This window comes from Vibrio sp. ECSMB14106 (assembly GCF_000972265.1).
GTDB lineage: Bacteria > Pseudomonadota > Gammaproteobacteria > Enterobacterales > Vibrionaceae > Vibrio > Vibrio kanaloae.
In genome coordinates, this window is the sequence record NZ_LAUM01000031.1 from 64,041 (window position 1) to 76,387 (window position 12,347).

The following is a 12,347-nucleotide window of genomic DNA, read 5'->3' on the forward strand; positions in this document are numbered from 1 at the left end:
TTGAGATGCAACACTTACAACGAAATTTATAAATAAAAGCCGTTAAAACTGAGATCAAAGTCCAATTAGCGGCTTACTAACTGCAAAATAAAATGTGTCAAAACAGTGCAATCACTCCAAATTGGTCATCAATTTCGGCCGTCTTTTTCACAAAAACTACAACAAATCACCATATAACTGTAACTCTATGATATCCAAGGAATGCAAAGTTTGACTACCTCCAAGTTTCTGCAACCTTTCACTATGGATTCGATTGACTATCCCCGGATTTGATTTAGACTCCACTTCAGCTAGAAAGAAAGTTCTTTGTATATAAACATTTCGTTGGATTACTAGTAACCCCGTTGTGTTGTACACAATAGCAATAAACTTTTCCATGCTATCAGTGCCGCAATTGGCTCACTATAAAAATTTAATTTTAGGATATCATCATGTCTAACACAGTTACTGGTACAGTAAAATGGTTCAACGAAACTAAAGGCTTCGGTTTCATTCAACAAGAAAACGGTCCAGACGTATTCGCACATTTTTCTGCAATTACTGGCGACGGTTTCAAAACTCTTGCTGAAGGCCAAAAAGTTGAGTTCACAGTATCTCAAGGTCAAAAAGGCCCACAAGCTGACAGCATCAAAGTACTTTAATTTAGTATTTTAAAGCTTTCTAAGAATAGCCAGCCTCTGCTGGCTATTTTTTTGCCCACTATTCGGAGATTTAAGGTAATATTCTCCTCCATTACTTCTACCTAAGACACCTTCTCAATGGCTCTTAAACCGACAATCTATAAGTTTCGACTCTCTCTAACTGATATGAATCGCGACTATTATGACTCTTTTAATTTAACGATTGCACAGCACCCTTCAGAAACAGAACAGCGAATGATGGCTCGTATCATCGCTTTCTGTATCAATGCTTCGCCGGAGCTTCAGTTCACCAAAGGTTTGTCGACTATTGAAGAACCGGATTTATGGCAGAAATCGTTAGATGACCAGATCCTAGAATGGATTGATGTGGGTGAACCTGACCCAGAACGCGTTAAGAAAGCGACTCGCTTATCTAAGTCAGTACGTGTATTTAGCTTCAACACTAAGTCGAATGTTTGGTGGGAGCAGAACAAAGGCAAATTCGGTTATCTGAAAGCTCAAATTGTTCGTCTAGACAACGATGGTATAGAGCAATTAACAGCTATGACACAGCGTACAATGGATCTTTCCGTAATGCTGTCGGGTAATTCAGCGTTCGTAAATAGCGACACGCAATCTGCAGAAGTGACGTGGGAAGAGCTACAAAGTCATGACTGATCTTCAAACTATTACGGAGCCGCAAACCAAACTTCACCTATGTTTAAAAGAAGCAGGTTTAGACTCAATAAAAGCGATCACGACAGGCTATGAGAAAGAGCTGCAGTCATTCATCGAACAAAACCACTCTCTTTTCAAACACGCATGTAAGAACAAGTCCGATAACTCTGCACGTCAGACTTTGCTCGGCTTACTAACGAAAGTACATATCGATGTAAGCTATCGCTTTGAGAGTCATAAAGAAGCCAGTGAAGCGATGCAAAACGTATTCGATAATACTGTAGGTAATCAACATAGCGGCAAATTTCAAAACGCTAACGCTCAACAGTTAAAATTAGTCACTCATTTGTGGTTGTTCATTCAAGGACGACTAGGAATGGACTACAGCCTAGCCAATGATCATGCGGCGGCTACGTCAACATTGCTATCTCGCGTATCCAGAAACACGGACGATGAGGTTCGAGTAGAGTTTATGAGTAGTTTCTATGATGGCCTCAATATTTACCAAACCGAGAATAAACCATTAGGTTTTATTCATCGCTTAAAGCGTTTGTTTAACCTCTCTTAAACGCTTACCTATTTTCTCTATACGCTCTATATTTCCTTTAGAGCGTATCTACACCAAAGATAACCATTCATTAGATTTACCTTAGTTGAAACTACCCAATCCACCTTTATACAAATACAAAAAAGCCCCACCGACAAGTGAGGCCTTAAAATCTTTTTAAACGACGTATTAACGCAGGCCGTGTAAGAATTCGTGGCGCGTTGCTGGGTTTGATCTAAAAATACCACCCAGTGCAGTTGTTGTCGTTTCGCTGGTTGCATCCATCACACCACGAGACTTCACACAGTAGTGAACCGCATCCATAGTGACAGCAACATCATCAGTTTCTAATAGCGTTTGCAGTGCAACAAGGACCTGCTGCGTCATGCGCTCTTGAACTTGGGGGCGTTGTGCAAAAAACCGGACGATTCGATTGATTTTTGAAAGACCAATGATTTTACCTTGAGGAATGTACGCCACCGCCGTCTTACCATCAATAGTAACCAAGTGGTGCTCACAAGTACTGGTCACAGTAATGTCCTTCACCCGTACCATTTCACGAACACCCATCTTATTTTCAATGACGGTAATCTTAGGAAAGTTGGCGTAATCCAAACCAGAGAAAATTTCATCCACATACATCTTAGCAATACGCTGTGGCGTTTCTTCTAGGCTATCGTCCGTAAGATCAAGTTCAAGGAGAGTTAGAATCTCACGCATATGGTGTTCGATTCGTTCCTTTTTCTCTTCTCGGCTAATCTGGTTAGGACTCATTGGTGTCTCTAACCCACGGCTTGCTAGCGCATCTTTAACTAACTTCGCTGATTCGCTAAGACCTGACATTGAACTTCCTCTTTCTATTACCCCGTCTGGATGGCAAACAAGGATACTCGTAATTTTGAATAAATACACCCATATTTTAAGGGAGGTCATTATTTACGGGGCGTAAACTATGCTAAGGTGGCTGCAATTTCGTTGGCGAGTTTTCATAAACTCAATAGACCCAACCACCAAGTCAAAATAATAACGATTAAAGGATTTCAATTATGGGCTGTTGCGACGCTCCGGGCTTAATGCCAATTGAAGAAGCACTAGATAAGCTGCTGTCACCAATCAAACCAATCCAAATGACTCTGTCTCTTCCTCTCGCTGAAGCACTAGGTTATGTACTTGCTGAAGATATACTATCCCCTATTTTCGTACCTCCTTTTGATAATTCAGCAATGGATGGTTACGCGCTGCGTATTGCCGATTTAGAACACAACAAAACTCTACCTTTAACGGGAAAATCGTTTGCCGGCCAACCGTTTGAAGGCGAATGGCCAAGCAACACCTGTATTCGCATTATGACAGGCGCAAAAATCCCTGAAGGTTGTGATGCTGTCATCATGCAAGAAAATACGGTCGAGACAGACGCTGGAGTTGAGATCCTTCAAGACGACATCAAACTAAATAACAATATTCGCCCGACGGGTGACGACATCAAACGAGGCGACATCGTTCTTAGCCGCGGTGAACGCTTAACGCCTCGTGACATTCCAATGATTGCTTCATTGGGTGTAAGCCACGTGACAGTGTTACATAAACCTAAAGTCGCTTTCTTCTCTACTGGCGATGAGCTAAAGCCATTAGGGCAACCGCTTGAAGATGGTCAGATCTACGACAGCAACCGCTACGGTATTAAACCGCTCATCGAAGCGTTTGGTTGTGAAGCCATCGACCTCGGCATCATCCCTGATTGCCCTAAAACACTGAAAGAAACATTTGAGAAAGCTCAAGAGTTGGCAGACGTTGTCGTGACTTCTGGTGGCGTAAGTGTGGGGGAAGCGGATTACACCAAAGACATCCTAGAAGAGCTTGGTCAAATCGGCTTTTGGAAATTGGCAATCAAGCCGGGGAAACCATTCGCATTCGGTGAACTCGATAACGCATGGTTCTGCGGCCTACCGGGTAATCCTGTCTCGGCAATGATGACTATGTACGTGTTAGTACAACCTATGCTCGCGAAACTTGCAGGTCATACTGCGTGGGCAGGTCCGAAATCTATTCCTGCTATCACGAAATCGGCATTCAAAAAAGGCCCTGGCCGCACGGATTACCAGCGTGGTATTTACTCAATTGAAAACGGTCAATTTGTGGTAGAGACAACAGGCAACCAAAGCTCTGGCGCTTTCCGCTCTATGAGCTTAGCAAACTGCTTTGTGGTGCTTGAACGAGAACGTGGCCGTGTAGAAGTAGGCGAAACGGTTCAGATTCAACTGTTTAACTCGACGCTTTACTAACGAGGCTTATTGATGGAAATACTGTCTGATGCGGAGATGCTTCGCTACAACCGCCAAATTATTATCAAACAGTTTGATTTTGAAGGCCAAGAAGCGCTGAAACAGAGCTCAATCCTAGTATTAGGTGCAGGAGGCTTAGGTTGTGCGTCCTCTCAATACCTTGCGACTGCAGGTATTGGTAAGCTAACTCTTATCGACGATGATGTTGTTGAACTTTCTAACTTACAACGACAAGTACTTCATACCGATGCCGACATTGGTAGGAAAAAGGTCGATTCAGCCGCAGAATCACTGCAGGTATTGAACCCTCACCTAACGGTTGAGACCGTTGATCATCGACTGAATGACGAAGCGCTTGCGAAGTTAATTGAAGCGCACTCCTTAGTTCTTGATGCCTGTGACAACGTTGAAACACGCAACCAACTTAACCGCTTATGCTACTCCTCAAAAACACCATTAGTATCTGGCGCTGCTATTCGTATGGAAGGTCAGATTAGCGTGTTCACTTATCAAGATGAAAACGCACCGTGCTACCAGTGTTTAAGCGCCCTATTTGGCAATGCAGCGCTAAGCTGTGTCGAAGCCGGAGTATTGGCTCCTATCCTTGGAATGGTTGGTGCTGCACAAGCTTTAGAAGCCATCAAAGTTATTGCTCAATTTGGACAACCCAAACAAGGCAAGCTATTGATTCTCGATGCTATGTCACACAGTTGGAGGGAAATGAATTTAATGAAGATGCCTAATTGCTCGGTTTGTGGAAAAGCCGACAAACCTTCGTCCATCATCTAAATGCGTAGGTTTTAATTGCTAGGTTTTCATTGCTAAGTATTGTTCACAAGGCCTTGACCCCATAGTCAGGGCTTTTTTACACGCCCAATGCAGCTTTCTATACAGCACGAGCCAACGGAACACTAAAACCGGGCTACTAATTCATAACTGGTTCTGTATAAATTTAAAGTAAGTCGAAATATTCACTTTGTGTGTTATTCAAATAAGAGGCCGAATGTTTTTTTCTGCTTGGCTTCATTCACTTTACCAGTAATCTCACTTACTCTTTTACAGATAACCTTCAAAGACTTACTCTCATGAAACAGTTAAAAACAGGGATATTTATCTTAATGTGTGGTGTGGGCTTATTATTGACTCTCGCCTATTTCCCTCTGACCTCAGAGACAGGACAGCGCATTCACGCAAAAGTGATTTCGAACACCCTTACTCAATCGCTAGATGGGCATAGACGTTACCTCACCGTCCAGACAGAAGATAATCAAGTATTTCGCGTTTCCATTGCACCAACTACAGACTGCCCTATTGATTCTGTGGTCGCACTTGATACATTAAACAATCAAATAACCGGACAAAGCAGTTATCAGTTCATCCACTGTCGAACTGCACATTAATCGATATAACGACACTCATCGATGTCACTACAATAATCGATATAGCTTCACAAATAGCTATAACAACAAAAATGGACATAAGAAGAATGAATCAGCCACTCATTTCACCGGAACAACTGCAACAACGTTTACTAGCAGAAGACAACATCGTCACCCTAGATGCCAGTATCGAATTTCAGATCCCAAGCGAGTCGGAAAAGATTAAAGGACAAATGATTCCTGGCGCGATTCGTTTTGATTACGACAAAGACTTTTGTAATAAGCACACCCTACTTCCTCACATGTTCCCGTCCGAAAAACACTTCAACGCACGCGCACAAGAAATTGGCATCAACCAAAACAGTACGATTGTGGTTTACGATAACTCTGGAACCTTTGCTTCCCCTCGCGCATGGTGGATGTTTATGGCAATGGGACACAAAAGCGTTTACATCTTAGATGGTGGTTTACCTGCATGGATAGAAGCCGGCTACCCAACGGACACCGACTACAAAACAGAGGTACAACCGGGCAACTTTGAAGGCAACATTCAAGACAACTACTTTGTAAATGCTCAACAAATCCAACGTTTTTCCGATAACAAGAGCGCAAACATTATCGATGCACGTTCACAAGCTCGTTTCGATTCGGAAGTACCGGAACCACGTAAAGGCTTACGCAGCGGCCATATTCCCAACTCGATTTGTCTGCCATTCGCACAAGTATTAAGTGCAGGTAAATTGAAACCTCAAGAAGATCTAGTTGACGTCTTTTCAGCGTTAAATTTAACTCCCTCTCAGCCTATGTTCTTTAGCTGCGGGTCGGGTGTAACGGCTTGTATCATTCTATTAGCCGCTAAACTCTCTGGGTATTCAGGTGAAATGGGCGTTTATGATGGGTCGTGGACGGAATGGGGCGCCAACGAACAACTCCCTATTGCGATTACAAATCAGTAATTCAACTTCGTTTATTGCTACCATTAGAATACAGTACGCGACTGCAAAGAGCTTACTCAAAATGGCGATTTGAAGTCCCATGGAATAAATTCTTTGCGACGTGATTAGCGATTACCGTAATGTAAAACCAAAAAATTATAAACACTATTGCACAACAAGCGACATTGTTGACTAACATAAACTGTGAACGATCATAGGTTAATAGTGATCACTACTCTGAACGCTAATATTTTTCTCAAGAATATCAGCTCGTAGTCGTTATACTATTCAGTTATCGATACTTTAATTGTTGGTGTTTGTATCCTTGATTACATGCATCACCCTAAAAAACCAGTATATTGTCCCTTTCACTCTGTTAAAAACAGTAACAAACAAAAGGCATGCCATGGCTCTATTTAAGAAAAATATCTGGTCGCTGTACGCTCTGATCGTATTGTGTACTCTGATACTTTTCACTGGGTTGGGCTTAACGAAGTGGCAATCAAACAAAGATGATTTCATCGAGCAGCAACATATTCAAGTTGAACTTTTTTCTGGCTCAGTTAGCTCTCTCTTAACAAGCCAAGAAGCTTTATTAGAAGTCGTTGGGCATCAGCTTGCCCAGCAGTCAGACTTTACTCGAACAGCTGCAATTCAAATCCGTCCACTTTTAGACAAATTACTTGATACCCACCCTGCTATCGCAGCATTTGGGCTGCTCAACGCTCAGGGCGACTACATTTTTATCAGCTCTAACCTTCAGCTATCAGATCAAAAAAATCTACTCCAAGACCCGCACACGAGACATTCATTTTTAGAGACAATGGCGAGTGACAAGATGGTTTTGGGACGGACTTACTTTCAAGAGTCTTTAAACAGCCTAGTTATCCCGTTAAGAAAATCAATTTCAATCGATGGCAAGAATGTTGATGCTGTCATGAGTGCTGGTTTACGCTTAGACAGCACGATTGTGTTCGAAAACAATGCACACGCAGGCAGCTACAACACGCTAACTTTGCTGAGATCCGACAACTATCGTCAGTTTTTTTCTAGCGATATAGAATCTCTCGACGCTTATTCGAAGCCCGTTGATGATGATGTTATGACACGAATAATTGAAAGTTTTTTAGAACAAATTCCTTTCAGTATCGAAGAAGCCAAAGCCAACAAAAAGACGTACTCTTTCAGCATAAACGATGGTACATACCACTCACTAGTCAGCGCTAAATACATCCCAGATTACAAACTATGGGTAATCGGTCGCACAGACCTTTCTCATATCAATAATATCTTTGTAGAAGAGTTTGGCATTATCTTCGGTGCCTTTATTTTACTTCAGATCGGTTTCTACGTCCTAGTTAAGTCAATCGCAAAGAACGAGCAACGTACCCGGAGTCAACTGATTTACCAAGCCAATCACGACCCATTGACCTCCCTACCCAACCGTTTATACATGCGAAGAAATATTGGCAAATGGCTTGAACAAGAGTCAGAGCAATTCTCACTATTGTTTATCGATATAGATAACTTTAAATGTGTCAATGATACACATGGCCATGACTATGGCGATAAGGTACTCAAACAGATCGCTTTGCGTTTAATGAGGTTCCGCTTTCGGCTAAGTCTATTGGTTCGGGAATCCAGTGATGAATTTTTATTCCTAACACCACTAACAAATGATACCGAAATTAAACGACTAGCAGAACGCATCATAGAAGTACTGTCCCAACCTTACGATGTTGATGATTCTCAATTTTTATTGGGGTGCAGTATTGGTATCGCGATATTCCCAGAACACGGAAAAGACTTAGATAGTTTGCTTCGCTCAGCTGACATCTCAATGTATAAGGCGAAACAGCATCAAAACTCGTACAGTATTTTCACGGAGGAGATGCAAGAAGCCCACCTTTACAAAATGAAGGTAGAACAAAGGCTACGCATTGCTATAGAGAAACAAACTCTATTCATGGTTTTTCAACCGCTGGTCCGTGCCGATGATAGCATTCATGGTGTAGAAGCACTCGTACGCTGGATTGATGACGAACTAGGTTTTATTCCACCCGATGTATTTATACCGATAGCTGAAAGCACTGGTTTAATGCAAAAGCTAGGCACTTTCATCATCGAGTCTAGCGTTATGCAAATCGCTCATTTACGTCAGACAACCGAGCAAAAAATAGGGTTATCGATCAACATATCTGTCCGTCAATTTTCACATAAATCTTTCTCTAATCATTTGCTTACCGTACTCGAAGAATATCAGTTGCCAGCAAGCTGCCTAACACTAGAGATCACCGAAAGCCTGTTCATTGAAGATGTAACTTTGGTGAAGCCAATTTTCGAGGCCCTCAAAGAAAATGATATTAAGATCTCTCTGGATGACTTCGGTACTGGCTATTCTTCATTGAGTATGTTGAAGGTACTCCCTATCGATGAACTAAAGATAGATAAGAGCTTCATTGAAAACATTACTGTAGACCTGCAGTCGCTCACAATGGTACAAAACATCATTGCAATAGGTAAGAACTTTGGGATGGTGGTATTGGCGGAGGGCGTAGAAACGAATGAACATTTCTCTATCCTCAAATCATGTGGCTGTGACTTGATACAGGGTTATTACTTCTCTCGTCCTGTTCCATATGATGAATTATGCAATTATCTATCTTCAACTAAACCATTGAAATAGAAAGCAATAAGATCAATACGTCAGACATCAATCTCATAACTAACCGCACAAAAGGGGAGCCTAAATTTGCTGTCTTTGAGCTCTAGAAACTAAGAAGATAACGTGGATCTATTGCCCTACAATTGTAAAACAATCATGAGTCTTGGAGTTCAGCATGCTTCATCTGCTCATCCAAGTTAAGTACGGTCAAAGCATTGCTTACACTGGTCGCAATCACGTCTACCACGCCCGTTCTTAGTGCACCTAACAAAGCGAGTGGTTTACTGTTTTCGGCTGCGATGGCAATGACTTCCGCTATTGGGCGAAACTCTTCTAAGCCTAAGCCAATGACTCGGTCACTCATTACCGTGTTTGCCGCTTTACCGTATACATCAAAAAAGTCATAGCCAGCAAAGTCCCCTACCACACCTTGTAGTAAACGAGACTGAACCACCTCACCCGCAGTAAACCAACCTAAGTCGACCATGTAGCTGTTTTCGCTCATATCTCCGATACCGACTAAAGCAACATCAGCCTTTCGGGCTAGATCGAGTGTTTGCTTAACGGTGCTGTTTTCCATGAATGCTGTTTTTTGCGCTTTATTCTCTGCATAAGCAGGCGCGTATAGCGTTTCTGATGAACCGCCGTACTTTTTCGCTAACTGTCTACATATATGGTCGGCATTAAACATACCACCTCTTGGGTGAATACCGCCGATACCACATACAAACTTACAGTCACGTGGCGTGATTACGCCAGTATGGTGAGCGACTGAAGATACATTACGACCTTGTCCAACCGTTACCACCATGCCGTTTTTCAAGGTACTGGTCAGATAGTTGGATACTAAGCCTGCTACTTGCAGTCTTTGCTTATCTTCATTCGGTTGGTCTAAGGCTACAAGCGCACGCTTTACACCAAAACGCTCTATCAAACGTTGTTCGATTTTTGCGCTAAATACGGGGTGGTATTTCACGGTGATTTCAACAATACCTTCATCTCGAGCTTGCCTGAGCATTCGACCAACCTTTGCACGAGAGATAGAAAATTTCTTAGAGATCTCTTCTTGGGTTGCCCCATCTTGGTAATAGGCAACCGCTACTTCAGTTAGGAGATCAGTGTTTTCTTCGGAAACATCTTGGATATTGTTACTCATATACCACTCAACCAATATTTAACAATTATTTTACCTGCTGTACTTCCTAATATAGGAGAGTTCAGTAAGCGATAAACAAGTTTACACCCCGAACATATGTAACAACAAGGAACATTTGATCAGCATGGTAACCTTGATTGGGCTATTGATTAGTTAGGCTCAATTTGACCGTTAAACGTTTGCTTACATACCCCATAATTACTAGAGCGAAATATATTTGACTGAAGTCACCATACAGCACCATTTACCGTTGACTTTGACGCTAGATCGGATAAATATGGCTACATCATTTACTCATCGATCGATCATATGTTCCGTGCAAATGTTCGTTCGAAGAAAAATTTAAATTAATGTAAGTTTAATTCACTGGTACAACCTTGAGAAACTTCATTAGTTAGCTTGCAAATGCCCGCACCTCTCCCATTAAAGAGGTCTTCTGCGATACATAGGATGATCAAAATGAGCAATAAATTAGAGCAACTTCGTAAACTAACCACTGTTGTAGCTGACACTGGCGATATTGAAGCTATCAGCAAGTACACTCCTGAAGATGCAACAACTAACCCATCTCTAATTCTTAAAGCCGCTCAAATTGCTGAGTACGCACCTCTAATCGATGCTTCTATCGAATACGCTAAAGCTCAAAGCGAAGACAAAGCACAACAAGTTCAAGATACTTGCGACATGCTTAACGTGAACATTGGTAAAGAAATCCTGAAAGTGGTACCTGGTCGCATCTCTACTGAAGTAGATGCTCGTCTTTCTTACGACATGGAAGGCAGCGTTGCTAAAGCGCGTCAGCTTATCAAAATGTACAACGACGCTGGCATCACTAACGACCGTATCCTTATCAAACTGGCTTCTACTTGGGAAGGCATCCGTGCAGCTGAAATCCTAGAGAAAGAAGGCATCAACTGTAACCTGACGCTTCTATTCTCTTTCGCTCAAGCACGTGCTTGTGCTGAAGCTGGCGTATTCCTTATCTCTCCTTTCGTTGGTCGCATCATGGACTGGTACAAAGCGAAAGAAGGTCGTGATTTCGAAGCTTCAGAAGATCCAGGCGTAATCTCTGTTTCAGACATCTACAACTACTACAAAGAGCACGGTTACAAGACAGTTGTTATGGGCGCAAGCTTCCGTAACATCGGCGAGATCCTTGAACTTGCTGGCTGTGACCGTCTAACTATCGCTCCTCAACTTCTAGCAGACCTAGAAGCAGCGGAAGGCGAAGTAGTAGAGAAGCTAATCGACTCTAACGGTACTAAAGAGCGTCCTGCTGCAATGACTCACGCTGAGTTCCTATGGGATCACAACCAAGACCCAATGGCTGTAGAAAAGCTAGCTGAAGGCATCCGCAACTTCGCCGTTGACCAAGGCAAACTAGAAGACATGATCGCAGCTAAGCTGTAATCACTAAGAATTAAAAAAGGGGAACGTTTGCGTTCCCCTCTTCATATCAAATTTACTATTTCAAACTTTAACTCTATTTGGAAGCAATTATGACTCAATCTAGAAAGCATCTTGCTAACGCTATCCGTGCTCTAAGCATGGATGGTGTTCAACAAGCAAACTCTGGTCACCCAGGCGCACCTATGGGTATGGCTGACATCGCTGAAGTACTTTGGCGCTCTCACCTAAACCACAACCCAGCAAACCCAGAGTGGGCTGACCGCGACCGTTTTATCCTGTCTAACGGCCACGGCTCAATGCTGATTTACTCTCTGCTTCACCTAGCAGGTTACGAGCTTTCAATTGAAGACCTTAAGAACTTCCGTCAACTGCACTCTAAGACGCCAGGTCACCCAGAGTACGGTTACGCACCAGGTATCGAAACGACTACTGGTCCTTTAGGTCAAGGCATCACTAACGCTGTTGGTATGGCAATGGCTGAGAAAGCGCTTGCTGCTCAGTTCAACAAAGAAGGCCACGATATCGTAGACCACTACACTTATGCATTCATGGGTGATGGTTGTCTGATGGAAGGCATTTCTCACGAAGCCTGTTCTCTAGCAGGTACGCTTGGTCTTGGTAAGCTGGTTGCTTTCTGGGATGACAACGGCATCTCTATCGATGGTGAAGTTGAGG

At 42.6% G+C, this 12,347-nt stretch carries 11 protein-coding genes and 1 pseudogene; 10 read left to right on the forward strand and 2 right to left on the reverse strand.

Translation table 11 applies throughout. The features are described from left to right. Nucleotides 1-431: 431 nt before the first annotated feature. The 3 genes from WR49_RS17830 (at nt 432) to WR49_RS17840 (ending at nt 1,866) form a co-directional block, all read left to right on the forward strand. Entirely contained in the window at nt 432-641 is a 210-nt protein-coding gene (locus tag WR49_RS17830) for a cold-shock protein (RefSeq protein ID WP_017058122.1), read from the forward strand. A gap of 117 nt (nt 642-758) precedes the next feature. Further along, nucleotides 759-1,298 carry a YaeQ family protein gene (locus WR49_RS17835; RefSeq protein ID WP_046224907.1) on the forward strand — a complete coding sequence of 180 codons (540 nt, stop codon included), beginning with the start codon at nt 759-761 and terminating at the stop codon, nt 1,296-1,298. After that, on the forward strand, nt 1,291-1,866 hold the full coding sequence (locus WR49_RS17840) for a hypothetical protein (RefSeq protein ID WP_046224908.1): 576 nt from the start codon (nt 1,291-1,293) through the stop codon (nt 1,864-1,866). Before WR49_RS17835 ends, WR49_RS17840 begins: the two co-directional genes overlap by 8 nt. Nucleotides 1,867-2,034: 168 nt before the next feature. Here the strand turns inward: WR49_RS17840 and folE are convergent, their stop codons facing one another. Further along, nucleotides 2,035-2,688: a GTP cyclohydrolase I FolE gene (folE, locus tag WR49_RS17845; protein ID WP_017058118.1), complete on the reverse strand. Its 654-nt coding sequence runs from the start codon at nt 2,686-2,688 to the stop codon at nt 2,035-2,037. Nucleotides 2,689-2,891: 203 nt separating this feature from the next. On the opposite strand from folE, the gene moeA reads away from it, so the two are divergent. The 5 genes from moeA to WR49_RS17865 all read left to right on the forward strand — a co-directional run bounded on the left by moeA (nt 2,892) and on the right by WR49_RS17865 (nt 9,127). Continuing rightward, nucleotides 2,892-4,127: a molybdopterin molybdotransferase MoeA gene (gene moeA, locus WR49_RS17850; RefSeq protein WP_046224909.1), complete on the forward strand. Its 1,236-nt coding sequence runs from the start codon at nt 2,892-2,894 to the stop codon at nt 4,125-4,127. Between the two features lie 12 nt (nt 4,128-4,139). Further along, on the forward strand, nt 4,140-4,916 hold the full coding sequence (moeB, locus tag WR49_RS17855) for a molybdopterin-synthase adenylyltransferase MoeB (RefSeq protein WP_046224910.1): 777 nt from the start codon (nt 4,140-4,142) through the stop codon (nt 4,914-4,916). A gap of 296 nt (nt 4,917-5,212) precedes the next feature. Then, nucleotides 5,213-5,527: a hypothetical protein gene (locus tag WR49_RS21180; protein ID WP_082082796.1), complete on the forward strand. Its 315-nt coding sequence runs from the start codon at nt 5,213-5,215 to the stop codon at nt 5,525-5,527. A gap of 86 nt (nt 5,528-5,613) precedes the next feature. Continuing rightward, nucleotides 5,614-6,462 (forward strand): sulfurtransferase, encoded by an 849-nt coding sequence (locus tag WR49_RS17860; RefSeq protein WP_046224911.1) that lies wholly within the window; start codon nt 5,614-5,616, stop codon nt 6,460-6,462. A 385-nt stretch (nt 6,463-6,847) separates the two neighbouring features. Then, on the forward strand, nt 6,848-9,127 hold the full coding sequence (locus WR49_RS17865) for a putative bifunctional diguanylate cyclase/phosphodiesterase (protein ID WP_046224912.1): 2,280 nt from the start codon (nt 6,848-6,850) through the stop codon (nt 9,125-9,127). A gap of 133 nt (nt 9,128-9,260) precedes the next feature. On the opposite strand, the gene WR49_RS17870 is transcribed toward WR49_RS17865, so the two are convergent. Next, the gene (locus WR49_RS17870; protein ID WP_017058113.1) at nt 9,261-10,262 is read right to left on the reverse strand and encodes a sugar-binding transcriptional regulator; all 1,002 of its coding nucleotides are present in this window, start codon (nt 10,260-10,262) and stop codon (nt 9,261-9,263) included. Between the two features lie 459 nt (nt 10,263-10,721). Here WR49_RS17870 and tal point away from each other — a divergent pair, with 459 nt between their 5' ends. Both tal and WR49_RS17880 read left to right on the forward strand, forming a co-directional pair. Further along, a complete protein-coding gene (tal, locus tag WR49_RS17875) occupies nt 10,722-11,672 on the forward strand; it encodes a transaldolase (RefSeq protein ID WP_017058112.1) in 951 nt (316 codons plus the stop codon). A gap of 89 nt (nt 11,673-11,761) precedes the next feature. Continuing rightward, nucleotides 11,762-12,347 (forward strand): annotated as a pseudogene (locus WR49_RS17880) (transketolase); the annotation flags it as partial.

Excerpts from the sequence above, each read along its gene's own strand:
- WR49_RS17840 (WP_046224908.1), top strand. The coding sequence starts at position 1,291 with ATGACTGATCTTCAAACTATTACGGAGCCGCAAACCAAACTTCACCTA.
- WR49_RS17835 (WP_046224907.1), top strand. The coding sequence starts at position 759 with ATGGCTCTTAAACCGACAATCTATAAGTTTCGACTCTCTCTAACTGAT.
- WR49_RS21180 (WP_082082796.1), top strand. The coding sequence starts at position 5,213 with ATGAAACAGTTAAAAACAGGGATATTTATCTTAATGTGTGGTGTGGGC.
- tal (WP_017058112.1), top strand. The coding sequence starts at position 10,722 with ATGAGCAATAAATTAGAGCAACTTCGTAAACTAACCACTGTTGTAGCT.
- WR49_RS17860 (WP_046224911.1), top strand. The coding sequence starts at position 5,614 with ATGAATCAGCCACTCATTTCACCGGAACAACTGCAACAACGTTTACTA.
- moeA (WP_046224909.1), top strand. The coding sequence starts at position 2,892 with ATGGGCTGTTGCGACGCTCCGGGCTTAATGCCAATTGAAGAAGCACTA.
- folE (WP_017058118.1), bottom strand. The coding sequence starts at position 2,688 with ATGTCAGGTCTTAGCGAATCAGCGAAGTTAGTTAAAGATGCGCTAGCA.
- moeB (WP_046224910.1), top strand. The coding sequence starts at position 4,140 with ATGGAAATACTGTCTGATGCGGAGATGCTTCGCTACAACCGCCAAATT.
- WR49_RS17870 (WP_017058113.1), bottom strand. The coding sequence starts at position 10,262 with ATGAGTAACAATATCCAAGATGTTTCCGAAGAAAACACTGATCTCCTA.
- WR49_RS17865 (WP_046224912.1), top strand. The coding sequence starts at position 6,848 with ATGGCTCTATTTAAGAAAAATATCTGGTCGCTGTACGCTCTGATCGTA.
- WR49_RS17830 (WP_017058122.1), top strand. The coding sequence starts at position 432 with ATGTCTAACACAGTTACTGGTACAGTAAAATGGTTCAACGAAACTAAA.